Below are 25,133 nucleotides of genomic sequence, written 5' to 3'. Positions count from 1 at the left end.
GCCGCGAACGACGCGGTGCTTTGCCGGCTTTCGGCTCGATGAGGATCGCGTCGTGCGCTCCCTGGTGCGAGTGCTCGTGCCGTTACGAGGGCCCCGGACGGTCGGATGGGTACCGGGCCTGCCACGCGGCGAAGCCGCCCCGCAGGTCCGAGACCCTCGTGAACCCGCGCGCCCGGAGCGTCGAGGCCGCCACCGAGGAGCGAGTCCCGCCGGCGCAGAAGACAACCGTGTCCTGGGTCGGGCTCAACTCCTCGATTCGGGCGAGAAGTTGCTGCAGAGCGATGTGCTTGGATCCCGCGATCGTGCCGTGTTCCCGGATCTCGCCGAGGTCACGGACATCGACGAGCCGGGTTTTTGGTCCGAGCGCCGCGATCTCTTCGGGAGTGAGTCTGGGTGCCCCGGCCAGTTCCCGCTCCGGCATCTCGGTCGCACTCGCCGCCAGGCCGGCTACCACGTTGTCGAAGCCGATGCGGGCGAGCCTGTTGCGCGCTTCGATCTCCGTACCCGGGGCTGTGACGAGCAACAGGGGGACATCGGCGTCGAGTATCTGTCCCACGAGGCCGGCGAACCTGCCGGAAAGGGCCACGTTCAGGGACCCGACGACATGGGCGTCGGCGAAGTCGTCCGGGTCGCGGGTGTCCAGCACGACGCATCCGGCGGCGCGGGCGCTCAGGAAATCCGCGGTGGCCAGTCGCGGTACGGGCTCCGTCTCGTCGAGGAGCGGCCGGTGTTCGCGGTTGCGTGCCGAGACCTTCGCGAAGTAGATCGGCGCGGCGGATTGCCCCGCGCAGACCGCGCGCACGAACTCGTCCTCGGTGAGGGGGGCGAGCGCGTAGTTCGAGCCCCGCTGTTCGCCGATGGTGCAACTGGTCTTCGAGGAAAGGTTCTTGCCGCACGCCGACCCGGCGCCGTGCGCCGGATACACCCGCGTCGGGTCCGGAAGAGCCAGGAGCCTGCGGGTCGATCGGAACAGCGCGCGGGCCAGGTCGGTCGCCGACCACCCGTGCGCGCCGAGCAGATCGGGACGCCCGACGTCTCCGATGAACAGCGTATCCCCGGTGAGTACGCCGAAGGGCACCGAGTCGCCGGCGGCGGCGCGAACGACGACGCAGATCGACTCGGGGGTATGGCCGGGGGTGTGCAGCACCTCCAACTCGACGTCGCCGAGGGAGATCCTTCGCCCGTCATCCAGGGAGTCCACCTCGAACTCGACCGAGACAGGTGACCCGTACGAGATGCGCGCGCCCGTGCGCGCGGCGAGTTCCAGGTGACCGGAGAGGAAGTCGGCGTGCACGTGCGTCTCGATCACGCGCTCGATGGTCAGGCCGTTGCGCTCCGCGTCGGCGAGATATTCCGCCACGTCCCGTCGCGGGTCCACGACGACCGCGCGACCCGTGCCCCGATCCCCGATGAGGTACGAGGCATGGGACAGGCAATCCAGGTAGTACTGCTTGAAGAACATCCGGTCGATCCGTCGCATCGAAGCGCCCCTTGGCAGTGTCGGGAGACGGGTGGGGCCGGCCGCCTCCGGGCGGCGACGCGCCGAGGGCGGATGGCGGAGGGAGGCGGTGCTCCCCGAGGCGGGGGCTCAGGCCCGGCCGCGGAGCATCAGGTTCCAGTACAGGAAGGGCAGCCCGCGACGCTTCAGGTGCCACATGTCCGTGCGCTCGCAGATCGTATCGATGAGGGGGATCGACGGCGTCGGCTTCATCGAGTAGTCGAATTCCGCCAGCAGCACCTTGCCCCGGGTCGTGGTCAGCGGGCACGAGGCGTAACCCTCGTAACGCGCTTGCACGGGCGCCGCGTTCATGGTGGCGACGAGGTTGCGCACGACGACCGGTGCCTGTTTGCGCACGGCCGCACCGGTCTTGGAATTCGGGGAGGAACCCACATCACCGAGCGCGAAGACGTTGGGGTAGCGCGTGTGCCGCATGGTGTGCTTGTCGATCCCGACGTAGCCTGCGGGGTCTTCGGGATCAGCCAAGGCGCTCTTCTTGAGCCAATCGGGTGCGCTCTGCGGAGGCACCACATGCGCCATGTCGTAGGGGAGTTCGCTCTCGACCCCGGTGGCATTGTCCCGAATCACGACGCACTTCCGGTCGGAGCGGACCCGGGTGACCTCACTGCCGAAGTGCACGTTGATCCCGTACCGGGCGACGACGTCGTCGAGAACGCGGGAGAACTCCGGGATGCCGAACATGGTCGGCGAGGGGATCACGAGGTGCACGTCGATGTCACGGAGGCGGCCTTGCGCGCGCCAGTAATCGGCGGCGAGGTACGCGATCTTCTGCGGGGCTCCCGCACACTTGATCGGGCCGGAAGGCATGGCGAAAACCGCCGAACCGGACTTGGTCGCGCGGATGAACTTCCATGTCAGTGGGGCGAGTTCGGCCAGGTAGTTGCTCGAGACCCCGTTCCGGCCGAGAGTTTCTTCCAACCCCGGGATCCGCTGCCAGTCGAGTTGGATGCCGGTGCACACGACCAGGTACTCGTATCCGACGATCGACCCGTCGTCGAGCGTCACCTCTCGGGCGTCCGGCTCGACGGCAACCGCACTGTGGCGGATCCACCGCACACCCGTCGGCATCACGGACCGCTGAGGCCGTCTGCTCTCCCCGATCGGTGCGCACCCACCGCCGACGAGCGTCCACAGCGGCTGGTAGTAGTGGTACGACGCCGGATCGACGACGGCGATGTCGGGCACACCGGCGCGGATCAGACGCGCGGCCACCGAGATGCCGGCGCTGCCGCCTCCCAGGATGACGATGCGGTGCTGGTGCCGTGTGGTCACAGTACGCCTCCCGCCACGCGTAATGTACGGACATACAAAATTAGGCATGTCGTCCTTCGTGGACAAGAGACCTCGGAGAAATCCTTCAGATGTCCGGACATTTGATCGGCGCTTACTCGGGGACGCAACGCGGGCCTGGCATGCGGGCGTTGCGTGCCATCGAGGGCTTCGGGGCCCGGCTCCGCGGCGCGGAGGCTCAGACCGTTGCCCGGCGGACCCGGTAGTTCCAGCGGGTGAGCGAGCGGACGACCGCCTCGGCGCCGGTGGGGTTGGCACTGTGGACGAAGATCGTTCCGATCCGGAAGGGCCGTCCGTCGAAGGCGGCTTCCTCCAGGACGGTCAGCACGGGCAGGATGCTGTCGTCGCCGCCGAGATCGTGGTCGAGCCAGAGTTCTTCCACGTAGCGGTCACGGTGCTCGTGCAGGAGCCGGATTCCGTCGGCGCTGGTCCGGGCGATCCGCGTGGCCCAGGGCAACGGCCGCAGGTCGTCGATACCGAGAATGATGAGCGTCGGCACCACGGGCGGGACTTCGTTCATCCGATCATGTTCCCATCGGAGCGACCACGGCGGGCACCGCTCCGAGGCAGCCGCCGGGATCTCGCGCAGGCGCGACATGCGAGGTATCGGCGACCACACCCAAGCGACCACACCCACGAGTGCCGGCGGTCACCACCTGCACGAGGTCACGGTCGACGGGGAGATCAGCGCCGAGTCGTCGCGGGTCGGACCGGTGGCTCGGTGCACATCGTCGGCGGGGTGATCGAGCCGTGCGGTTTTGCCGAACCGTCGACCAATGATCGTCTCCGCTCGGATGGGTTCCGGGGATCCGCCCTGCCAGAACCGTGCGGGCACTTCCGTTTCGCAGTCGCGATTACCGCGGGGCTCTGTCGCGGCCTGTTGCCCGTGTTGGCCACAGCAGTGCCTAGGCAACAACGATGCCGCGCTCGCCGTTGAAAGTGACGGCAGGGCCTACGTACAACTCGTAGCCGAGACTGACCGGTTGCGCACCGGTGCCCCGTGGCGGGATGTTCCGGTGCGGTACGGGCCCTGGCAGACGGTGTACGAGCGGTTCGTGCGGTGGGAGGCGGACGGGACGTGGGCCGCCTTGTTGGAGCACGTGCGGGTGCGGGACGACGCGGTCGGTCGGGTCGACTGGTGGGTGTCGGTGGACTCGACGGTCGTGCGTGCGCACCGACACGCGGCCGGGGCGCGGAAAAAGGCCCGAGACACCGACCCGTTCCGCGATCGCGCGGACAGTCAGCCGTCCGCGTCCGCGTCCGCGTCCGCGTTCGCGCCGGAGCCGGCCGATGGCCTTCCCGACGGCCGCCGTTGGGCAGACGCACCATCACCCCGTACGGCTGGTGGGTGTTCACGACCGCCGGGACGACCGCGCCACGCGTGTGGGGAACCGATCCGTCGATTCTCCCGCACGCGGCACACGCCCCTCAGTCGTGGATCGCCCGGGTTTCAGCTGCTCGTCGCCGGCGGTGACATCTCCCGCCCCCCTACCCGCGACCTGCGGCGGTCAGCTCCCGGTGAAGGCGTTGATCAGGTTGTGGGGTGTGCCGTCGCCCAGCATGTCGCGCAGCTCGGGCGCCTCGGCGTTGGCTGCTTCGGTTCGTACGAACATCGCCTGCTCGTACGCGGCCAGCCCGCTCTCGATGTCGTGGGAGTGCGCGGCGATGGCCTTGCCGAGTTCGGCGCCGTCGTACAGGGCCAGGTTGGCGCCTTCACCGTTGGGGGCCGTCAGGTGTGCGGCGTCGCCGAGCAGGGTCACCCCGGCCGTCCTGTGCCACCGGTGTTCGGCGGGCAGGGTGTGGATGTGGCGCAGGACGGGCGGGGTCTCGCCATCGGTGACCAGAGCGGTGAGTTCCGGTGCCCAGCCGTCGAATTCCCGCGCGATTCGTGCGGTGGCCGCGCCGGGATCGGTGAAATCGATATCGGCGAACCAGTTCTGCGGCCTGTCGAGCATGACCCAGGTGTGCAGGTTCCCGCCGCGCTCCCGGTGGGCCACGATCCCCTTGCCCGGTTCGAGCACCATCATCGCTCCGCCACCGACGGTCTTCGCGCTGGTCGGGTGGCGGTTGTCGCCGTCGAACAGATGGGTGTCGATGAACGAGACACCGGTGTACTCGGGTATCGCGCCGGACAGCAGCGGCCGGACCCGGGACCAGGCACCGTCCGCGCCGACCAGCAGGCTCGTGACGAGGGTAGCGCCATTGGCGAAGGCCACTTCGTGGCGGCCGGCGCCGAGGGAGCGGACGCCGTTGACCTTGTGACCCCACCGGACCGTGCCGACCGGGAGCGAGTCGAGCAGCATCCGCCGCAGTTCCCCGCGCTGCACCTCGGGGTTGCCGCCCGTGCCGTCGTCGGGCACGTCGAGCAGAACGTCCCCGTTCCGATCCAGGAGCCGCATCGCCTTACGCCCCTCCAGGATGAGCTTGCGGAACTCCTCGGTCAGGCCGGCCACCTCCAGTGCCGGTTGACCGTTGTGGTCGCGTATGTCGAGCAGCCCGCCCTGCATGCGCGCCGACGGAGACGATTCCGCCTCGTAGACCTCGGACGCGATGCCGTGCAGGTGCAGCACGCGGGCCAGCACCAGGCCGCCCAGACCTGCTCCGATGATCGTGACCGGCGTCGTCATGGTGATCCTCCTGATCCAGTGGACGATCCCCATTGGATTGCCACTCCAAAAACGTTAACACGACGTTGGAGCGACAATCCATTCGTGCGATACTGAGGGCATGGCGAAGACATCCGCGAACGGATCGGCGCGGGCTCCCCGGCGCAAGGACGGCCTGTCCAGGGAAGTGATCATCCAGAGTGCGATCGAGCTCCTGGACGGCGGCGGTGAGGGCGCACTGACTCTGCGCGCGCTCACCATTCGCCTGAACACCGGCTACGGGGCGATCTACCACCACGTCGCGGACAAGGGCGATCTGCTCGCGACCGCAACCGACGAGATCTTCGCCCGCGTGCTGACCGGTGCGGTCATCGATACGGATCCACGCGAAAACCTGCGGCACCTCGCCCTGGGACTCTTCGACGCGATCGACGCGCACCCCTGGGTCGCGGCAGAACTCTCCCGGCAGCCATGGCGGCCCGTGCTGCTGGACTTCTACGAGAGCATCGCCGGACTGCTGGACGCCCTCGACGTCCCCGAGCGGGCACGCTTCGACGCGGCCGGCACGTTCATGAGCTACGTCCTCGGTGATGCCGTACAGAACGCCGCGACCGCACGACACCTCGCCGCCAGCGGCATGGACCGAGCGGCCTTCCTCGGCGCCGCCGCCACACAATGGGCGGAAGTGAACCCCGGCAAGTACCCGTTCGTGCATGCGGCGGTGTCGCAACTGCGCGATCACGACGACCGCGAGCAGTTCCTCGCCGGCGTCGACATCTTCCTGGCCGGCATCGCAGCCCTGCGCTGATCATCCGCACCGGCGCCGGCCCCGTGTCGACATCGTCGCGAGCCGCGGCGACCACGCGCGCCGCCTTGGGCCAGGCTCGGTTCCGGTTCCGCGATCCGCGATCCGCGCTCCGGCGGAGACGAGTTCGGCGATGCGGCGTCTCTGCCGGTCGTGCGGGCAGATCGGGCGGGCAGATCGCGAATCGCGCCTGCTCGGCGCCTGGCACTTATCTCGACTCTGCCTGCTGATCTCGGTCCATAACCAGCGGCTTCGTGTCGTGGACAGCCCCGGGCGCACGTACTCATCTCGGTTGCCTGGGCGTGGGCGGCGCAGGCCGGACTGTCATGATCGCGGCTACTACGAGGCGTGCATCGAACGCATCGGCGGCCTGGCCGATGGCTTCTTCCGGGAGTTCTCCAACCATGTCGAGGGGCACATCTGGGCGGACCTGTGAGGGTCGGCTCGGTGGTCAGGCGACGTCCGTATCTCGTTCGACGGCGGCGATCCGGTGCGTTGGGCGACAGCGGCGGGGTCGAGGATGGCCCCGCTGATCTCTCCTCGGTGTGGAGGCTGCACGGAGCCGGCCGTGGGCGTGTGCGAGGGCATCGCGGAGCCGTCGGTTCTCTCTCGCGCAGTCGGCGGATTCGCTCGTGCGCGAGGGCGAGCCGCTGTCGCGGCGAGTCGTCGCCGGCCCGAGCGACGCTGTTCCGGACGCCATCCGCGGTCGTCGTTTGGGCACTCCGGCGCGGTCTGCGCGCGGTCGTGGGCACGGACGTCGAGGTGCGACCTCCGTCGCCCCCGGTCGAAACCGCCGACGCGGCGAGCGGCGAGGAACTGTGCGTCGCCCGGATCCTGTTCGGCCTTCCCTCAAGGTGGGCATCGTCCCTTGCTGCCAAAAAATTGGGAACGCGCGGTGACGGTGGCGGAAGAGGGTCAACTCACAGACGCGCTCCGGCCGGCTCCGGTCACGACGTGCAGGGCACTCTGGTGCAGGTCGAGACCGCAGGCGGCGGTGGGCTTGCCCACGCGGACGAGCCTGCCGGGTCCCTGGAACGCATCGATGCGAAGGCGGAGGTGTCCGGATCGGTGCAGCCGACGGTGCGCAGTCGCCAGGGGGCGAAGGAAGGGGCGTTCAGATGGGGCGCCGAAGCCCGAAGGCTTCACACTCGCGTCGGAGTCGGCCGCGTATCGGATGGCCGTGGGCCAACTCGCGCCGTTTCCCTGCCGGATTCAACGTGTCGATCTCCAAGACGCGGCGTGTGTGCGATTGGAGCCCGTATCGGAGGTCGACGTCACCCGGCTTCGAACCGTGCGGTGGCCTCGTTTCGGGCCGCGGACAACTCGGCGGGCACGAGCGTCCACTTCGAGCAGGCGACCCATCCAGTGGTCGGAGCCCTCGCGGCGATCCCCAGAACGGATCGGTGCTCTGGTGCAGGATTCTGGCCTCACCGGTGGTGTTCTGCGGTCGAAGCCGAGCCAACCGCGGAGCGAGCGTGCGATCGTCGAGCCCTTGCCCGTGTGCCTGCTGGGCCGGGAAAACGCTGACGGGGTGCTTTGGGCCGGCGTTGTCGGTGGCTCCGTGGTGTCGGGTGGATGTACGGATGGATCCCGGGACGGAAACGGTTCGTGGCCGGCTCGGGTCGACGGGATGCGCGGGGGCGCCGGCGGGTCGGTAAGGGCGTTTTGTACGGCGGGTGTCGCGGCGCTTCGGGCAAGTCGGGCCCGGTCGACGGTGGGCGTGGTTCGGCCGGAACGCGTCCTGTCGTGGGCCCGGTCGGGGGAGGACGCTTGGTGCCGGCGGGCGCTCCGCCCGCTCCGCCGCGTTCCCTCGCGTTCCCTCGCGTTCCCTTTTCGCCTGTTCTCCGATCGCACGTCGACCACGACGTCGTTCGGCAATGGGGGCGCGCGGCGGTGAGCGGCGGCGCGCCCGTGTCTCGGTCGGGCGCGTGCGTGTCGTCACGACCCGAAGGAGAGGGACGCGCATGTCGGTGAAACGTTGGTTCGCACAGCTCACGGCCGTGTTGCTCGTGGTGGCGGGCGGCACTGCCGGCACCACCATCGTCGCCGCGGCGGCACCCGCGGCCGCGCTGGCGGGCCCCACGCTGGTGTACCAGGAGAACGACGTGGTGCACGTGATCGCATCGCCGGGCGCGGTGAACGACATCCGCACCTCCGGGGAACCGGACGAGTTCCTGGTGGTGGAGGAGCTGGCCACCTCGATGGTGGTCGGCGACGGTTGCACGAAGTACAGCGATCACAAGGTGAGATGCCACATGGAGACCGACTGGACGAGCCTGGAGATCGATGCCGGCGACAAGAACGACTCGCTGGACATCCAGTTTCGGACCTGGTCCACGGACGTGTGCAAGGCGAACGGCGCCGCGGGTGACGACACGATCCGGGTATCCGGCTGCACGGCCCTCGGAGACGCCGGAAACGACACCATTCGTGTCATGGACAGTGCGAACGTGCAGGCCGGGCTGGGGAACGACCGGATCATCATCAGCTATACCGCCACCGGCACCGCGCGCAACATCTCGGGCGGCCCCGGCAAGGACGTGGTCAACTTCGCCGCCGCGACCGGTCCGGTATCGGTCACGCTGGACGACGTACGCAACGACGGGCAGGAGGGATATCAGACCATCGACATCCGCTCCGACGTCGAGGACCTGGAAGGCGGTCCCTACGGCGACGCCTTCGTCGGTTCCGCCATCGCCAACAACCTGGACGGCGGCGCGGGCAATGACCGGATCCTGGGCGGCGAGGGCAACGACACCCTGATCGGCGGATCGGGCAACGACGACCTCTACGGCGATGGCGGCTTGGACACGCTCAACGGCGGATTGGGCATCGATCGATGCGACGTCGGCGCCGGCGGCGGAACCCGCGTCGACTGCGAACTCCCCTGAACCCACGCACACCCGCCGGGCGGCCGGAACCACGTACCCGTCCGCCCGGCACATCCGCACGCCGCGCGCGCCGCCGACCCGGTGCTCGGGTACCACGTGCGGACGATCCTCGACGACTGCCCCCGGGAATGGATCGACGCCGGCGGTACCCGTCGTCCGGGGTCAGCGGCGGGGATCGCTCCCGTCGTCGGTGAGGTTCTTCTCCAGGTGGGTCATGATCTCCCCCATGAAGGAGCCGGTGGTGCCGTGACCGTGACCGCCCGGATCAGCTTCTCGGCCAAAACCCAATACACCAGGTTCCAGCCGTCCCCCAGCCTGGACGCGAGTCAGTCCCTGAACCCGTTCAGCAGGGCCGTGTCGGAGGCGGCGTCACAACCGTTGAGGAACGCGACCACTGTCACCAAAGGTGACACGGTCGACGAACATCTCCGGGCGCGGCCCGGGAAGTGCGGTACCGCGTGGTCCCATCACGCCCCGGACGAGGTCTTCGCGTCCCGGCCGGGAACACGTGGCGCAAACCCTTTGCGTGTTGTGCAAGGCGGTTCGTCGTGGGGATGTGCGGGTGCTATCACTGGGAGTTCCCGCACCGGCAGGCGAGGAGGTCGTCCGTGGCCGGCGTCAGGCAACAGCGGCAGCAACCGGGGTCGGGCGCGCGGGTGCGGCAGGCTCGGCCGGCCCGGGCGTGGACGCCGGCCGAACTCGGTCGGCGTGCCGGCTACTCCGCCGCGCAGGTCTCCCGGTACGAACGCGGCCTCGCGCCGTTGACGGACGTCACGGTCATCCGGCGGTTCGCCCACGCGCTGGAGTTGTCGGTCAAGGACTTCGAGCTGGCGCCCGCGCCGGCGTCACCGGCATCGCGTTCGGCCCCGGGTGGATCGCTTCCGGGGCCGGCCCTACCGTTGTGCGCCCCTCGCCGGCGCCGGGACGCCCGCGTGCGGTGATCTCCTGGTCGCACGGGTCAGGGATGCAATGCTCGGCTTGGACACGCCACCGGCGGCTGTCACCACCGCGCAATTGCGCGGCGCACTGGCCGTGGCCATGGGCGACTATCACGCCGGCCGCTACAACGCGCAATAGCGCACGCGATGATCGACCGGGTCGGGTTCCAACTCGCACGCGGCCGACTACAAGGCGTTCCTGGATCTCTACGGCCCCGGTGCCGTGGACGGCTACGTGTGGCTGGACCGGCCGATCGACGGTAGCCACGAGGAGGCCGAACGACTATGGCACCAGGGCGTCTGGGAAGCGTCGTTTCCCGATTCCTCTTCCTGGCCTTTCCATCCGACGAGGGGCGGCCTCCTCGAATGGGGCCACGACGAACAGGGCAACTCGTACTTCTTCCTGGTCCTCGAACCGGACCCCGACGACTGGCGCGTCGTCGTCGGGGAGAATGGTTCGAGACGGCCGGTACATTCACCGATTTCCTCCTGCGGTGCTTCGATCGGGTGGATCGCCCGCCGTTCCTCGACTCAGGATGGCCGGGAAGGAACGCCCGACGTCACGAATGGCCCGAACGTTCGACCGATACCGAGCACACCGACGCACGAACGCGCTGACGAACGTTGCCTCCCGGAGTCACCGGGATCGAACTGCCGGAGAACCTCGGCGTGTCCGGCGGACGCGACGTCGCCATCGCGCACCTGCGTGCCGCGGCCGACGTCGATGTGATCGTCTCGACCCCGACGACGGATTCCGCGCCGATAGCGAGACGCCGGCTATCACCGCATGACCGCCCGCAACCGCGTCCGGCTCGCCCTCCGCAACCTGCCCGCTCCACTGGTCCCCACCTATCTCGGCGCACCTGGACTCTCCCCGCCCTCGCCCGAGGCCGTCGCGTCCCCCGGGCATCAAGGGGCGGGCCGAAGGACTCCGCGAAGGCTGGTCGTCGCTCCGGGGGGCGGAGCGCGCGGTGTGGGGTCGGGTCAGGTCTCGTCGTCGGGGCGGAATGCGTGCGTCGGGCCCGGCTTGACGGTCCGCCAGATCGGCAGGTCGATGGGGCGCCCGTCGCGGAGTTGGAACATCCCGGCCCCGATCCGCGCGTCCGTGTGCGCGGAGGCCGCTCGGGCGGAGGCGGCGCGGTCGTCGAGGAGATGGGACGCGTCCGCGAACGCCGCCCGAGTGGCCGCCTCGATCGCGGCGGCCTCGCCCATCAGCCGGTCCGCGACCGTCCGTACCCAGGCGTCGAATTCGTCCGGGACCAGGTCGAGGAGTGCGTCGAAGGGGGCGGTCTGGGCGGTGACCTCCGCCTCCGCGCAGGTGAGCGCGTACGCCACGTGGCGCGGGTCGCGGTCGGCGAAGCGCTGCATGCCGAGGTAGCGCCAGATGTCCCGCTCGGTCACCCCGGTCAGGATCCGGTGCAGCCGCACGTAGTCGGCGAACTTGAGCTTGACCCGCCGGCCGGAGACGTGGCGCAGCACCCAGCCCTCGGCCGCCGTCCCGGTGATCGCCGTGCCGTCCGGCAGGCGGTTCTCGGCGGCGGCGCGGGCCAGTTCGTCCAGGGAGTCGATCGGCGTCGAGCGAACCACCCGGCCACCGAGGGCGTTCCAGGTGTCGGCGTGCGCGGCGAGCGGTTGTTCGGAGCCGTCGGCGGCGAGTACGGCGAGCAGAACGAGGGTGTACTCGCTGCCGTTGTCGACCACGATGCGGTTGTCGGGATGGATGATCTCGGTGACGTAGCCGAGTGCCGGGTCGAGCCGGTCGGTGTTGCGCTCGTCCAGCCACGCCTGTGCCCATCCGGCCTGTCGGGAGGTGAACGCGCCCTTGGACGCGGTTCGCCAACGGCCGGCGTAGTGGAACACCTGTCCCAGCGAGCCGTCTTCCTTGTCGAACGCCTCGAATCCGCCGTCCGGCAGCGCGGGGGCGTACGCGGCGCCGAGGTCGTGCTCCGCGAGACCGAAGAACTTGGGTAGGCAGGGCCCGACGATCAGGTCGGTCCCGTCCTCCACGACCAGGCCGCGGCAGTGCAGCGTCACCGGGGACCAGCGGCGCTCGAAGACGCAGGTCCTGGTGTAGGTGTAGATCGACAGTGGCAGTTGCGGATGCCGCCGACGCGCCACCAGACCACGCTCGACCGCACCGGCAAGGTCGTCGGGATGGAACAGGGCACTCACGGTGGCGGGTTCACTCATGCGGTGGCAGCGTAACCGGAACCCACACGTGACTTCGCCGGATTTTCCCGCCCGCACATCCGACGATCAGGACGCCCCACCGAACCGCGCCGAGACGAACCGACGACACAACCCCGGCTTGGGCCCCGACAGCGCCCGTGTCGCCGATGAACACCACCAACCGGTAGTCGCACGCACGTACGGCGGGAAGGCACGAACCGGGCCCGCCCTCGACCCGTCGACCCTGCGCCCGGGTCGGTGACGTGGTGGCGTGCGTAAACCGGGTTGTCGCCCCGTGCCCGTAGCCTCCCCGACGGCGAGGACCTCCGGAGGCACCATGCCTCAGCCCGGCAGCGGCCACACCGTGACGTGGACAGGGATGCCCTCGCCGGTGGGGAAATGAACAGTGTCGGTACGGGCGACACGGCCTTTGTCGGTGTGCACGCACAACACGCTGTCGTTGCCGACACGATCGGCCGCCGCCGTGCCCTGGGTGCTCGGGAGGCCGCAACAATGGCTGCATAGGTCGGAACGAAGAGCAGTTGAAGGTGAGAGTTGGCAGCACCAAGTGGCTGATGGAACCCGAGATGTCGATGAGGAATAACTGCGGCTCCCGTGCCTGGGAATGGTGGTGACAGCGACTTGGTGGCGTCCGTACCCTTCGGCGGGTGAGTCTGATCGAGATGGTTCCAGGGCAGGTCGAGCTCCTCGTCAAGGGGCCGGGAGCGCAGGCGGCCTCGGTCCGGTTGTTCGATTGGTCGCGGGCGGAGTACGAGGTCGCCTTCGCCGTCGAGGCCGTCGATGACGGTGTGCGCGCACGGCTCGGGACCGTGACCGTGACCGTCTGGGACGACATGGGCAAGTTCTTCGATGGCCTCGCGCGCGACTTCCGGGGTTGGGAGGGCGAGCGGGTCTGGGTCAACAACAACCTGATCGTGAAGGCTGTGTTCGGCTCGGGTGGTCACGTGTATTTGGGTTGGACCCTGAGTTCCGGATTCTTCCCCGGCGACTGGAGTTGCACCGTGACGACCGTGATCGAGGCCGGCGAAGGGATGACCGCCCTGGCGGCGGACCTGAGGGAGTTCCTGCGCGAGGAATAGGTCGTCGGCAGTCGGCCCGTCCCGATCGCTTTCTCAGCCGGCAGCCCGCTGTTCCGCGCGGGCGCGGGTCTGGGCGTAGCGGTAGACACCTCACGGTGCCAAGCGGTCAAGCTGGGGTCGTGAGAGGCCGGTGTAGCTTTCCGGCTGTTCGATTTCAGGCAAGGGGTGGGTATGCAATGGACGTAGCGCGGGTCATGGAGTCGTTGGCAGGGCAAGGTGTGACGGTGTTGTTCAAGGTCGATGCCGAGCGCATGCGCGATGCGACGAAACCTTGGACGTTCGTCGCGAGCGGGGCTCCGTTGCGGGATGATCTCCTGGTTCGCATGGACGCCGTGTCTCTGGAGGCGTGCCTGGAGGCCTGCCTTCCGCGGCTGCGTGAGCTGGGCTTGGTGATTCCCGATTGACCGCGCGATGCCGGGCGGTCAACGAGCCGTGATCGAGCTTCCGGAAGGCTCATGGTGGGACTGGGACATTGTCGACTGGACCCCCGGGCGGTTGCGTCTGGGCACCGGGCATGACATCTCGTATGCCCACGGCCTGGAAGTGGTGTTCAGCGACCCGGTCTTCGTCACGTGCCCGTCCTTCTTTCAGGACCCGGTGTTTCGTGCGCCGACGCCTGACGAGGTCCGACTCGTTGCTCGGCAGGTCGGTGAGATACCTCCCGTGCTGATTGCCTTCGAGGCCGATGCTGGGGGGCCGAGTCTGGCCTCCGGCCTGGTCGCGGCTGGGCAGCTCGACATCGTCCGGGGAACCGTCTTCCGCTACTGGCGCGAGAATCTGGCAGTCGGGGAACGTCTGGCCTCCTGGGTGAAACCTCCGGCTTGAGCGGTCCTCGGCCTATGCGACCGCCGCACCGAGGGCTTCGCCCGAAGGCGGGAAGGCGGCAAATTCGTCGAATAGCCGCCGGTTCTCGAGGCAGTGATGGAGCCGGCCCAGCAGCCGGTTGAAGAGGTTGCGCGCAGCCGGTTGAAGAGGTTGCGCTGGGCGGCGGCGAGCATCTGCCTACACGTCCTCGACCAGGGGCGGCTGGTGGGTCCAGCCCTGGCGGAAGGCCTCGCGGAGCCGCTCGGCTTCAGCCTCGATGCCGCGCTTACGGCCGGCTCGCTTGAGCGCGGCGATGATCTGCGGGCGCGTCAGGCGAGAGGCCCTGGCCGGCACCGGGCGGGTGGAGGCGTTCTCCCGGGCCCGATGCCCGCTTCGACGATCGGCATCGTCCGGATCTGGCGCGACGAGCGCTTCCACCGATCCGCAGGGCAGCTCACACGCAAGGTCGTGTCGTGAGCTTGTACCTCGAACGGACGCCTTCGGCACACTGGCGGCATGATCCCCGGTCGTGACCTCGCCTCGTCGGACGCCGTACGCGCATACCTCGTCGAACAGCTCAACCTCGCCCTGCGGCGGCCCGGGATGTTCGGCGGAAAGATCGCCATCCGGATGCTGTTCGACCACCTGCTGTTCGTCGAGCAGCGCCCGCAGGTGTGGAACGAGGAGCAGCACGCCCTGCAACAGCGCGGCGCTTTCGCCTCGACGGGGGTGCAGGGGGTACTGGACGCTCTGCTGCCTCGCGATCACGGCCACGGTATGTCCTCGGTGTACGCGGAGATCGCGCGTCGACAGGGCCGGCTCGTCGCCGACCGTGTACTGGATGGGGCGGCATACGCGTCGCTGCGCGAGAGCGCGGGCGAGTGGGCCGCGCGGGATCGCGTGTGGAGCGACGTCCTGGCCCGGTTCGGGCCGCCTTCGATCCTGTTCGGCGGGACGAACCCCTTGTACGGCAAGACGCTCGGCTACCTGAGCGAAGACGCCGGACAACCGATGGTGTTCTTCCACCTGTGGAACGGCACCGACGACGACGCGGAACAACCCTGGCCGCCCACGGACCCCGAGCCCCTGCTCCTGGCCGTTCGCCATGGCGACGGCCCCTTTCGGGACACCTTCACGTTCACCCCCGAGGGACGTCGTCGCAAACCTGCTCCCCCACCTTCACCGCTCTCGGAGTAGGCACCGCCGGCAACCGGGATGCCCTGCCCACCCGAACGCCGCGATGGCGGCAACGTGCGGTTCCCGTGGGGGACTTTCGTCTGTCGCGGTGGTGCTCCCGGCCGCGACCCGACGCCGTGCCCGGGCAAAGGGCTCGGGAATCGGAGCGGCGGCCGTCGAGGAGGATCGGCATGTCGACGTCCCGGCGCCCGGGGCGGGATTCACCCGATCGAGCCGCGAAATGCGGCGGGGGCGTCTCGTTCACCGCGCCGCAGCCATTGCGTATGGCCGAACACATGTCCGAAGATCTGTCGTCGTTGCCCGATCGCGTCCGGCCTCTGCTGGAGTACCAACTCGCCTTCGAACGGGCCCACCTCGCGTGCCTGCGCGCCGCCGAGACCGACAACGACGTCATCCTCGACAGGTGCCGGGCCGCGCGCCTGCAGGCCATGCGCGCGCTGATCACCGCCCGCGCCGACGCCGGCGCCGACAGCGCCCCGGACCGTGACACCCTCGAGGAGGCCGCCATGGCCGCACTCGCGCGTGAGACGGCGGACGCTTCGGAGTAGCGATCCGTGTTCGTCGAAGCCGACGCGATCGGGCGCATCGGGTCGGCCCGATCCCCGGCTGACGCGGCGCGGTCCGCGCCGGTTCGGGCGGCACCCCCACCGGGGTGGCCGGTCAAACGGGTGCGAGTCCTGTCCGGTTCGTCGTCCTGGCGTCGGCCGTCGGCGCGGGCGGGATCGGTGGTGGTCTCGCTCGCGGGCGTGGACGCCATGAGCGGGAGGCAGTTCGAGCACCTGGTGGCCGACCTGTGCCTGCGGGACGGCTGTTCGCGGGTGCGGGTGTCGGGAGGCGCGGGCGATCTGGGGGCGGACGTGGTCGGACTGCTCCCCGACGGACGCCGGTTCGTCGTCCAGTGCAAGAGGCTCGCGGTCACCTCCAAGGTCGGCTCGCCGGACATGCAGCGCTTCCTCGGCTCCGGACGGCACGTCCACGGCGCCCACGTCCTGATCTTCGCCACCACCACCGTGTTCACAACCCCCGCGCGGGACCTCGGCGTCGCCCAGTCCGTGGTCTTGATCGACCGGGACCGTCTCGGGGCGTGGTTGACGGGACGCCCCGTTCTCTCGTTCGTCGGTGGCGCACACCACTGACCACCGCCTGCTCGACGGCGCCGACGACGCTCGCGGGCCTCGAGCCGGGGCATCCGCCGGCCGTATTCGGGGCGCGGTCCGGACCGCCGTCCCTCCCTGTGGCGTCCGGGCCGCGCCCGCACCCGCGGTCCTTTCGGCGCCCGGGGCACAGTATGCCTCGCGGTGCCCAGTCGACACCCGCGCCGAACAGCCCGCTTCCGCGATCGTCCGCGGTGCGGGCCAACCGGGAGCCGGTACCGCTTCGTTGCCCTGCCGTGAGTCGGCGCGCGTACGAACACGACCTGGGTGCCTACTGCCTGGTTCCGGCCTCCGGGCACCGGGACGAGTAGGGAGCCTGTGTCCTCGCCACCCAGGTCAAGGTGAAACCGTCGGTGGTCGGGAGCGGCTCGGGATCGCGAGTACATCCGCCGGTTCGTCACGCGGGTGGATGCCCGTGGACGAGCCGTCCGGACGGACACGACCGGAGCGGAGAACCGACGGAGGGCACACCGTGTCGGTCCGGTCGCGGTTCGGCCCGTCGTGGAGCGCGCCCTGGCCGCGCCGGTGCTCGGCGGTCGGCGTGAGGTCGACCAGGGATGTCGCCGGGCCGTCAACGCACGGCAGTGCGTGGGCCGGTTCGAACAGCGGGACCGCCCAGGCGGTAGGTCGGTCGTCGAAGTCGACCCTGGACCCGAACAATGCGGCCAGGGACTCGAACCGCGAAAAATCGTCCGGCAGACTCACCTTCACGGCCTCGCCGTTGATCATCGATCTCGACAGCACACATGCCCGAGGCCGCTCCGGCGTCCCACGAACGGTGAAAATCCCCGGGCCGCGCCACACGTCGACATGGCACCCTGGGGCCGCCCAAGGGCCGGCCGCCGGACCATCGCGGGAGTGAGCAATGAAATATGTCGATCTCGATGCCCGAGTCGGCGAACTGGACGGGGTCCTCGACCCTGGTCCCTACCTTGAACTTCTGCCCGCGCTGAGCACCGACCTGCCCCCGGGTGCCAGGGCCTTCGCCACCGACCCGAGCCACTACGACTTCTCCGGGCGGCGCTGTGTGAAGGATCTGTCACTTCACCGGGCGACCTTCCTCCACGGCGGTCGAGCCCTCGACCTCCGTCTCCGTCACAACTGTTGGAAGCACGACGAGGACCTGGTCCTCTTTTACGCGGGAGTGGCGGCCGTCCGGATCGGGACTGCGAACGAGCCGTCGACCTGGAACGATCTCGGCACGCTGATCCTGGACGAGGTCCTTCCCCACGACGAGGGCTGCACTCACGAGATGGCCTTCAGACCCGGGTCGGTCAGTGTCACGTGCAACGACATCACCGCCACCTGGGTCGCAGTGGACTGCCCCGAAGCCCACTGAGGACAGAGAACAAGCTCAGGTGGTCAAGGGCCTGGTGCGGCCGCCTCGCTCATGGACACCCTCAGGCGTGGACTTCGAACTCTCGAAGTCCACGACGACTACCAGCGCGCCCTCGACGCCCTGGTCGAGACCAAGGCCGGCGGCGCCCACCCCGACGAGGCCGCCGAGCGCACCACGACCGCGAACAACGTCGTCGACCTCATGTCCGCGCTCATCGCCGGCGTCCAAGCCGCCACCAAGGGCCCGTCCCGGCGCCGAACGAACGACGCCGAAGACCACCATCAAAGGGCCCCGGAGTCCTGGCTCAGACACCAGCCGCAGGTCGCGGGTAGCCGGACGAGCCCCGTTTCCCTCCCCTTGGTGCCGTCGTTGGTCTGATCGAGTGATCGAGGTCAAAGGGGCGAGTGTGCGGCAAGGGCGGTCGCCAGAGGAGTTGTTGGCGAACTGGACGCTGGTCAACGACGTGCGCAGGCTCGGGTTGTCCGACGGGTTGTTCGCGGATTGCTCGGAGAAACTGGTGGCCGCGTGGCGGGCGCGGGCGATCACGCGCCGAGCGTCGGGTGGAGAAGCAGATCACCGCCGAGTTGAAGAAGGTCCGCCCGCGGCTAGGAGGGCATCCTCTTCAAGGCGGCGGCAGCCGCCTTCGACAAGCCCGCCGAGGTCGTACGCCCGGCCCTGTTCCCGGTGGTCGGGGATCAAGACGCTGCGTGAGCTGGTGGCCGAGGCGAAGGCGAACGAGAAGGTCTTCAAGGCCAAGGTCCGCACCCCCCTGCGCGGTTCGTACAGTTCGTACTACCGCCAGGTGCTGCCGCCGCTGCCGGCCATGCTCGGGTTCACGTGCGACAACACTGCCTACCGGCCGGTGATGGACGCGATGAAGCTGCTGAAGAGGTACGCCGGCGTCGACGGCAAGACCCGCTTGTACGAGGCCGTTGACACCGTGCCGATGGACGGCGTGGTGCTCAGGCGCGAGGCGGTCGTCGACGACAAGGGCCGCATCGAGCGCATCCCGTACGAGCTGTGTGCCCTGGTCGCGCTGCGCGACGCGGCGCGCCGCCGCGAGATCCATGTCGAGGGCGCGGCCCGCCGGCGTACCCCGGAGGACGACCTGCCGGGGGGCTTCGAGGCGACCCGTGCCGTGCACTACGCCGCGATCCGCCGGCCCCTCGATCCGGGGGTTTTCATCGCGGACCCGAAGAAGCGCATGGCCTCGGGTCTGGACCAGCTGTCCGGCGCGCTCGCCGACGGATCGTCGGGCGGGGTGAAGGTCACCACCCGCAAGGGCGAGCCGTGGATGGCCGTGCCGAAGCTTGCGCCGCTGGACGAGCCCACCGGCCTGGCGGCCCTCAAGGAGGAGGTCGCACGCCGAAGAACGCCGACTTCCTCACCGGCTTCACCGAGGAGTTCACCTCGGTGGCCGCGTACGAGCGCATCGGCCGCGCGAGGCCGCGCTGCGACACGGCGTGCGCGTCGGACTCGAAGAAGTTCGAGGTTCGAGTCCCGGTCCTCGAACTTCATGACCGAGTACCACGACCGCGGAAACCGAATACGCCGGAAAGGGGCCGCGGTAGCCGGCAGTTCGTCAGGGTGGACGTCGTGTTCGGTCGCGACGGGCGTCAGGAGGCTTTTCCCTCTCGACCGTCGGGAGGTTTACGGGGCATCGTCTGTCGAAGTCGCGTCACTGGCAGGCTTGTTGCTGTTCGGATCGACCACGGGAGTTCGGGGGCGCGGTGGTAGGCAGGTGGGACGGCGGTGCGGAGACAGGGCCTGACCCAACCGGGTCGACCGAGGCGTCCGGCGCCCCGGGCGAGACGGCGCGTTCCGCTCCTGTGGGGGGTTCGGCGGGTTCGCTTCTGCCCGGTGATCCACGGCAGTTGGGGGCTTTCTACCTCGACGGTCGGCTCGGGGCGGGCGGTCAGGGTGTGGTGTACGAGGGATACGGCCCCGACGGCACGCGCGTGGCTGTGAAGGCCCTGCACCGGGTGGGCGACGCGGACCGGGAGAATCTGCGCAAGGAGGTCCGCGCGTGGCGGCGGGTGGAACCGTTCTGCACGGCCAAGGTGCTCCAGGACGATATCGGCGGCCCGGTCCCGTTCGTCGTCAGCGAGTACGTTGCCGGTGCGGATCTGCGGCGCGCGGTCGCATCCGGTGCCCCGTTCGGGCCCGAGGAGTTGCGGCGCCTGGCGATCGGCGTGGCCACCGCGCTCGTGGCGATTCACCGCGCCGACGTCGTGCACCGGGACCTGAAGCCGGAGAACATCCTCCTCGGCCCCGACGGCCCCCGCGTGATCGACTTCGGCATCGCCCGTGTCCTGGTGGGCAGCGCCTCCGCGGGCCTGCCCATGGGCACCCTGCGCTACATGCCGCCCGAGCGCTACAACGGCGAACCCGGCGACGGCAAGGTCGACGTGTGGGCGTGGGGCGCGGTGATCCTGTTCGCCGCGACCGGACGCGACGCCTTCGACGGCGACAGCCCCGCCGTGCTGATGCTCAGAGTCGCCGGGCACCACCCGGACACGTCCGGGCTGGGGGAGCCGCTGCGCTCCCTCGTCGACGCCGCGCTGTCCAAGGACCCGGAGGAACGGCCGACGTCCGAGGAACTCCTGCTGTCCCTGGTCGGCCGCGCCGACCTGGCCGCCGCCGTGAAGACCGCGGCGGGCGGGGGGCGGCGTGGACCACGCGATCCGTCCCGCGCCGAGATCGCCGAGGCGGTCTTCGCCCGGCTGGACCCCGAGGCGCAGGAGGCCGTCTCCGCGGTCCTGCTGCGCCTGGTCGCGCCGGGCGAGCGGGCCGAGGACACGCTGCGCTCGGCCCGCCGGGCCGAGTTCGCCGACGACCGAGCCTCGGACGAGGCGGTCGACCGCGTCCTGCGGGAGTTCACCGCCTCCGGCATCCTCATCCGGGACGGCGACGCGGTGACCTTGGCCACTGCCGCGCTCATCCGGTCCTGGCCCCGGCTGCGCACCTGGGTGGACGCCGAACGCCAAGGCCTGAGCATCCACCAGCGCCTGGCCGAGGCCACCCGCACCTGGAACGACCACGGCCGCAGAAAGGGCGATCTCCTCCAGGGCACGGCCCTGGACCGCGCGCGGGACTGGGCCGCGACAGGCCGCCGCCTCCTCCCCCTCAACCGGACCGAGCGGGACTTCCTCGCCGCCGGCGCGGGACTCGCCCGCCGTCGCAGCCGCAACCGCACCCTGCTCGGCGGTCTCCTGGCCATCCTGACGGTCACCGCCGTGCTCCTCGGCCTGCTGTTCGCCTCCACCCGCGAGGAAGCCCGGGAACGCCGGGCGGCAGCCGACTCCCGGGCGCTGGCCCAAGCCTCGCGCGACACCGCGGCACTCGACCCGGTCCAGGCCACGATGCTCGCGATCGCGGGCTACCAGACCGCGCCGACGCAGGAAGCACGCAATCAACTGCTGCGACAGTACCTCGGATTCGCGGGAAAACGCCGGGTGCTGTCCGGGGTCCCCGGGGAGGTCCGAGACTTCGACACGAGTCGCGACGGCAATGTGGTTCTGTCTCTGACAGACCAAGCACTGACGACCGTGTTCGTGGGAGCCCTTTCCGGTCCGGTGCGCTCTCGGCCCGTAGACCTCGGCTACGCGAGGGACGTCGTGGTTTCCTCGGACGGCCGACGCGCGGCCTTTGTCACCTTCGGCGACATCGGCTGGTTCCCCATCGATCCGTCGGCGGCGGACCCGGTCGGTGCCGTGCACCGGTTGTCGCCCTTCCCAGCGGGGAAGTCCGGAACCGCAGTCGCGATGTCGGCTGACGGTACGCGCGTGGCCGCGCTCGTGGACAAGCGCCTCCTTTGGTGGGACCTCGACAACGGAAGCCGTGCAGGAGAGGTAGCCGTGCCTCAGCTCGACTCCTCCGGCGGCAACACGGAGGTCGAACTGTGGTTCGGCCAGGACAACCGGACGCTGCTGGCGACGACAACCGCCGGTTCCGGCGAAGGGCTCGTCTCCATCGACGTGGCGACCGGTGCGACCCGGACCGTGATTGAACCCCGGTACACGAAGGTGTTGCCTTCCGGAGACCGGACCGCCGTGGCAGTCAGCCGCGACGAAGACACCGGCGATGGGTCCACGCAGACCGTTGTCGTTGTCCGCCGTCTCGCCGACGGCGCCGACGTGGGGCGGCCATATCTCTCCCGAGGGTCGGACGGCAAACCGAAGGCGGTGGACGCGACCGGACGCCACATTCTCGTCGGGGAGGCAGGAGCCGGAGCGCTGAGGCTCGTGGACACGAATCAAGGAACGGTGGTCAACCGGCCGTATTCCGGTTACAGCAGGCTTTACGCGCCCGCCCTTGTCCCCGCCGCCGACGGGCGGCTGCTGTTGGTCGGCGGGTCAGGCAAAAGCGTCGTATACGAAGAAGTCTCGGCACACGAAGGCGTTATCGAAAGCCGCGATCGGATCCTCCTCGGCGATGGCAGCCGAAGCATCCACCTCCTGAAGGATGAAAGCCTTCAGCTCCGCACGGTGGGTGATGGCGGCAGGCTGCTTGTCCAGGCCCCGAGACCTGAACTCCACGGGGGACGGCTGGTGTCCAACCGGGATGACACCCTCATCGCGCTCCGGGAGGGCAAAGCCCCGAACATTGTCGAAGTGCGTGATGCCGCGACGCTGCGGCCGATTGCACGCATCACTGGGACCATGCCGCCGATCCGGACCGAATACCGCCTGGCGGATTTCGAGTACTTCTTTGTCGGGACGAGCCGCCTGGTGACTGTCTCCGGCACGCTGCTTCAGCAATGGGACGCGCGCACCGGCGCACTGCTCGCCACCACCGACGTCGGCGCGCTTCTCCCCCCGAACGTGGTGAACACGAACAACTGGAGCGCGAATCCCTCCCACCGGGAGAACCAGGTCGTACTCGTCGCTCTCGGAGACCCCGTTATTCGGATCGTCGACCTCGTCACGGGCCACACCACCGAGTCGTTGGACATCGGCCTCACCGACGTGCGCAGCGTCCAGTTCGACTCCGGTGGCCGTTACTTCGCGTTGGTGCGCCAAGGCAACGTGGTCGAACTGTGGCGGCACGCCCCGTTGCGGAAAGAACTTGGGCCCCTGCCCAGCTTCGAACCCACGACGTCTCCGGGGTTGCGAGCTGCTCGGTTCATCGACGACAAGGGCCACTACATGATCGGCGCCAACAACTTCGTTCGCATTTACGAAATCGGCCGACAGGCATACGCGGAATCCTACGAATTCGGTTTTCCCGACAACAGCTCGAGAGAGCGCTCGTTCGACTTCGTCGACGCCTCCAAAGACGGCAAGGTCCTCGCCTACGCCGTCGCCAACAGCATCAGCGGCACCCTGCTCCTGGACCCCGGCGTTTGGAAGCGCGACCTGTGCGACATCATCGGCAACCGCTCCTTCACCACCGACGAGCGCGACGGCCTGCCCGTCCGGATCCCCACGAAGCCCGTCTGCCCCCTCCCATACGATCCCCCAGCCGATCCCCAGCCCACGGCCGCGCAGGCCGCCGCGCTCACGACGCAGCGGGCACCCGGAGCACACGTCCGTCGCCGTTCGCGGCTCCGTGACGGATCGGGACCTGTAGACCCGGTTCGATGCTGTCGCGGGTGGTGGTCGCCGTGGAAAGCCGATCGTCGGTCTCGCCTCCGTGATGGGCGGGCGTCTACCGGGCGTGGGTAACGGTGGTGAGCGGGTCGTCGCAGCGGGCCTGGATGCGGTCGAGGGCGGCGAGTTCGGCGGTGTCGACGCTCAGGCCCCACCGGGTTTTCACGACGACCCGGTCGGTGAGTCGTCCAGGTCGTTGGCGTACGCCCGGCGTTCGGCCGCACTCCAGGCGGCGGCGCCGACGTCCCAGGCCTCGCCGAGAGGCACCATGTGGTCGACGTCGACGTCGAACTTGTCGGTCTGGGTGGTCTCGTCGTACCAGGACCATCCCTGGCCGGTGTTCGCGGTGATGGTGCAGCGGCGGGTGACCTCGGGTTGGACGGTGGCCTCGGCGAGCAGGACCTCGGCGCGGGTGTCGCATCCGTCCCGGTCCGCGTCGATCCAGCGACAGGAGATACGAACTCGCGCGTTGCCCGGATGAGTTCACCCGAATTGCCCACCCCGGCCCCTCGAACCGCACCACCTGCACCCTGCATCACCCCGGCCAGAAATCGGACCCCGACTCGCTCGGGTCACGACGGCGATGTTCCGGACATCACTGCGGTTACACGGCCCGGGAACTCTCCCGGACAGCTCGGGCCGACTCCCGCCGCGTGGCATTCGTCCGGTGGAGCGTTGGAAGAGGCGGTGGGCGGGGGCGGAACCGTCACTCGTTCGTGGGACTTCGCGGTCTCGGCCGGCCAACCGGTGCCGCATCAAGCAACGTTCGCCCTGGCGCGGTGCGGGTGATGATCTTTGTGGTACCTTCGGCGTCGCCGTGCACCACTGCACATTCGAGGAGGTGAGTCCGATCAACGCTGCGACCAGTCGGGACTCCCTCCCTTGCATGGCCTAGGGAGCGCCCGCACAAGGCATCCCGAAAGGCTTGAACCGCTGATGCGCTTCAGCTCCCAGACGTCCTCGGACGGCGTCACTGAACAGTTCTTCACCCTCGGCGAGATCCCCGGCGTGTTGTGGACGCCGGAAGACGCCTGCGGTACTCGTCCCCTGATTCTGCTGGGCCACGGCGGCGGGCAACACAAGACGGCCCCCGGCACCGTGGCCCGTGCGCGCCACTACGCAGCCGAGGGTTTCGCGGTCGTCGCGATCGATGCTCCCCATCACGGAGACCGGCCCAAGGACGAGGAGTTCGGCCGGATCACGGCCGAACTGCGGGCAGGCATTGCCGCAGGTCAGAGTCCGGGCGCGCTTGTCGCCGGAATGCACAGCCATCTGGCCTCGCAGGCCGTCGTGGACTGGCAAGCGATCCTCACTGCGGTCCAGCGCCTCGACCAGGTCGGCGTCGGCCCGGTGGGCTACTGCGGTATGTCGATGGGCTGCGGGCTCGGCATACCGCTCATCGCCGCGGAACCCCGGATCCGCGCCGCGGTGTTGGGCCTGCTCGGCGTGCACGGGCTGGCCGAGGATGCCGGGCGGATCACCGTGCCGGTGCAGTTCCTGGTGCAGTGGGACGACCAGATGGTGCCGCGGGACCAGTGCCTGGCATTGTTCGACGCCCTGGCCTCGGCTGAGAAGACGCTGCACGCCAACCCCGGCAAACACGCGGACGTGCCGTCGTTCGAAGTGGGCAGCTCGCTGCGGTTCTTCGCCCGGCATCTGAGCTGACACGAGATCCCAGCACCCGGCGCGCTGACCCGGAACCCGTTCCCGGCCGGCGCGTTCGGTCCAGA

At 69.3% G+C, this 25,133-nt stretch carries 22 protein-coding genes and 2 pseudogenes; 17 read left to right on the top strand and 7 right to left on the bottom strand.

All coding sequences use genetic code 11. From position 1 onward, the window contains the following. Positions 1-82 precede the first annotated feature (82 nt). The 3 genes from ACFRCG_RS03025 to ACFRCG_RS03015 all read right to left on the bottom strand — a co-directional run bounded on the left by ACFRCG_RS03025 (position 83) and on the right by ACFRCG_RS03015 (position 3,329). On the bottom strand, positions 83-1,480 hold the full coding sequence (locus ACFRCG_RS03025; protein WP_380028135.1) for a rhodanese-like domain-containing protein: 1,398 nt from the start codon (positions 1,478-1,480) through the stop codon (positions 83-85). A 108-nt stretch (positions 1,481-1,588) separates the two neighbouring features. Then, entirely contained in the window at positions 1,589-2,791 is a 1,203-nt protein-coding gene (locus tag ACFRCG_RS03020) for an FAD-dependent oxidoreductase (protein WP_380028133.1), read from the bottom strand. A gap of 196 nt (positions 2,792-2,987) precedes the next feature. Next, positions 2,988-3,329: a cyclic-phosphate processing receiver domain-containing protein gene (locus ACFRCG_RS03015; RefSeq protein WP_380028131.1), complete on the bottom strand. Its 342-nt coding sequence runs from the start codon at positions 3,327-3,329 to the stop codon at positions 2,988-2,990. A 460-nt stretch (positions 3,330-3,789) separates the two neighbouring features. On the opposite strand from ACFRCG_RS03015, the pseudogene ACFRCG_RS03010 reads away from it, so the two are divergent. After that, positions 3,790-4,011, top strand: a pseudogene (locus tag ACFRCG_RS03010) (transposase); the annotation flags it as partial. 306 nt (positions 4,012-4,317) lie between these two features. On the opposite strand, the gene ACFRCG_RS03005 reads toward ACFRCG_RS03010, so the two are convergent. Next, positions 4,318-5,436: an FAD-dependent oxidoreductase gene (locus tag ACFRCG_RS03005; protein ID WP_380028129.1), complete on the bottom strand. Its 1,119-nt coding sequence runs from the start codon at positions 5,434-5,436 to the stop codon at positions 4,318-4,320. Positions 5,437-5,536: 100 nt separating this feature from the next. On the opposite strand from ACFRCG_RS03005, the gene ACFRCG_RS03000 reads away from it, so the two are divergent. The 3 genes from ACFRCG_RS03000 to ACFRCG_RS02990 all read left to right on the top strand — a co-directional run bounded on the left by ACFRCG_RS03000 (position 5,537) and on the right by ACFRCG_RS02990 (position 9,111). Next, positions 5,537-6,223, top strand: coding sequence for a TetR/AcrR family transcriptional regulator (locus ACFRCG_RS03000; protein WP_380028127.1), 687 nt, complete (start codon positions 5,537-5,539; stop codon positions 6,221-6,223). A gap of 289 nt (positions 6,224-6,512) precedes the next feature. Continuing rightward, on the top strand, positions 6,513-6,656 hold the full coding sequence (locus tag ACFRCG_RS02995) for a hypothetical protein (RefSeq protein ID WP_380028125.1): 144 nt from the start codon (positions 6,513-6,515) through the stop codon (positions 6,654-6,656). Between the two features lie 1,528 nt (positions 6,657-8,184). Further along, positions 8,185-9,111 carry a calcium-binding protein gene (locus ACFRCG_RS02990; RefSeq protein WP_380028123.1) on the top strand — a complete coding sequence of 309 codons (927 nt, stop codon included), beginning with the start codon at positions 8,185-8,187 and terminating at the stop codon, positions 9,109-9,111. Positions 9,112-9,273: 162 nt separating this feature from the next. Here the strand turns inward: ACFRCG_RS02990 and ACFRCG_RS02985 are convergent, their stop codons facing one another. Next, positions 9,274-9,399 (bottom strand): hypothetical protein, encoded by a 126-nt coding sequence (locus ACFRCG_RS02985; RefSeq protein ID WP_380028121.1) that lies wholly within the window; start codon positions 9,397-9,399, stop codon positions 9,274-9,276. A 320-nt stretch (positions 9,400-9,719) separates the two neighbouring features. On the opposite strand from ACFRCG_RS02985, the gene ACFRCG_RS02980 reads away from it, so the two are divergent. Together ACFRCG_RS02980 and ACFRCG_RS02975 are read left to right on the top strand one after the other, a co-directional pair. After that, a complete protein-coding gene (locus tag ACFRCG_RS02980) occupies positions 9,720-10,052 on the top strand; it encodes a helix-turn-helix domain-containing protein (protein ID WP_380028119.1) in 333 nt (110 codons plus the stop codon). Positions 10,053-10,673: 621 nt separating this feature from the next. Continuing rightward, positions 10,674-10,784 (top strand): annotated as a pseudogene (locus tag ACFRCG_RS02975) (glycosyltransferase family 2 protein); the annotation flags it as partial. A gap of 249 nt (positions 10,785-11,033) precedes the next feature. Here the strand turns inward: ACFRCG_RS02975 and ACFRCG_RS02970 are convergent. After that, positions 11,034-12,239: a polynucleotide kinase gene (locus tag ACFRCG_RS02970; RefSeq protein WP_380028117.1), complete on the bottom strand. Its 1,206-nt coding sequence runs from the start codon at positions 12,237-12,239 to the stop codon at positions 11,034-11,036. A gap of 647 nt (positions 12,240-12,886) precedes the next feature. Between ACFRCG_RS02970 and ACFRCG_RS02965 the strand changes: the two genes are divergently transcribed. From ACFRCG_RS02965 to ACFRCG_RS02955, 3 genes are all read left to right on the top strand, one after another. Further along, positions 12,887-13,318 (top strand): DUF6228 family protein, encoded by a 432-nt coding sequence (locus ACFRCG_RS02965; RefSeq protein WP_380028114.1) that lies wholly within the window; start codon positions 12,887-12,889, stop codon positions 13,316-13,318. 224 nt (positions 13,319-13,542) lie between these two features. Beyond that, positions 13,543-13,722 (top strand): hypothetical protein, encoded by a 180-nt coding sequence (locus ACFRCG_RS02960; RefSeq protein ID WP_380028111.1) that lies wholly within the window; start codon positions 13,543-13,545, stop codon positions 13,720-13,722. A gap of 28 nt (positions 13,723-13,750) precedes the next feature. Further along, a complete protein-coding gene (locus tag ACFRCG_RS02955) occupies positions 13,751-14,143 on the top strand; it encodes a hypothetical protein (RefSeq protein ID WP_380028109.1) in 393 nt (130 codons plus the stop codon). Positions 14,144-14,320: 177 nt separating this feature from the next. Here the strand turns inward: ACFRCG_RS02955 and ACFRCG_RS02950 are convergent, their stop codons facing one another. Further along, entirely contained in the window at positions 14,321-14,560 is a 240-nt protein-coding gene (locus ACFRCG_RS02950) for a hypothetical protein (RefSeq protein ID WP_380028107.1), read from the bottom strand. A 78-nt stretch (positions 14,561-14,638) separates the two neighbouring features. On the opposite strand from ACFRCG_RS02950, the gene ACFRCG_RS02945 reads away from it, so the two are divergent. The 8 genes from ACFRCG_RS02945 (at position 14,639) to ACFRCG_RS02910 (ending at position 25,068) form a co-directional block, all read left to right on the top strand. After that, positions 14,639-15,319: a hypothetical protein gene (locus tag ACFRCG_RS02945; RefSeq protein WP_380028106.1), complete on the top strand. Its 681-nt coding sequence runs from the start codon at positions 14,639-14,641 to the stop codon at positions 15,317-15,319. A gap of 275 nt (positions 15,320-15,594) precedes the next feature. Next, positions 15,595-15,867, top strand: coding sequence for a hypothetical protein (locus ACFRCG_RS02940; protein ID WP_380028104.1), 273 nt, complete (start codon positions 15,595-15,597; stop codon positions 15,865-15,867). Positions 15,868-15,987: 120 nt separating this feature from the next. Further along, positions 15,988-16,455, top strand: coding sequence for a restriction endonuclease (locus tag ACFRCG_RS02935; RefSeq protein ID WP_380028102.1), 468 nt, complete (start codon positions 15,988-15,990; stop codon positions 16,453-16,455). A gap of 883 nt (positions 16,456-17,338) precedes the next feature. Then, positions 17,339-17,812 (top strand): hypothetical protein, encoded by a 474-nt coding sequence (locus ACFRCG_RS02930; RefSeq protein WP_380028100.1) that lies wholly within the window; start codon positions 17,339-17,341, stop codon positions 17,810-17,812. Positions 17,813-17,863: 51 nt separating this feature from the next. Beyond that, positions 17,864-18,190 (top strand): hypothetical protein, encoded by a 327-nt coding sequence (locus tag ACFRCG_RS02925; protein ID WP_380028098.1) that lies wholly within the window; start codon positions 17,864-17,866, stop codon positions 18,188-18,190. 424 nt (positions 18,191-18,614) lie between these two features. Continuing rightward, complete coding sequence (locus ACFRCG_RS02920) at positions 18,615-19,583, top strand: hypothetical protein (RefSeq protein ID WP_380028096.1); 969 nt, start codon at positions 18,615-18,617, stop codon at positions 19,581-19,583. A gap of 103 nt (positions 19,584-19,686) precedes the next feature. Then, on the top strand, positions 19,687-23,478 hold the full coding sequence (locus ACFRCG_RS02915) for a protein kinase (RefSeq protein ID WP_380028094.1): 3,792 nt from the start codon (positions 19,687-19,689) through the stop codon (positions 23,476-23,478). 861 nt (positions 23,479-24,339) lie between these two features. After that, positions 24,340-25,068 carry a dienelactone hydrolase family protein gene (locus ACFRCG_RS02910; protein WP_380028092.1) on the top strand — a complete coding sequence of 243 codons (729 nt, stop codon included), beginning with the start codon at positions 24,340-24,342 and terminating at the stop codon, positions 25,066-25,068. The last annotated feature ends 65 nt before the right edge of the window (positions 25,069-25,133 follow it).

Source organism: Embleya sp. NPDC056575 (assembly GCF_042793325.1).
Lineage (GTDB): Bacteria > Actinomycetota > Actinomycetes > Streptomycetales > Streptomycetaceae > Embleya.
The sequence above is the reverse complement of the archived record's forward strand: the minus strand, read 5'-3'. Positions and strand labels throughout refer to the sequence as shown.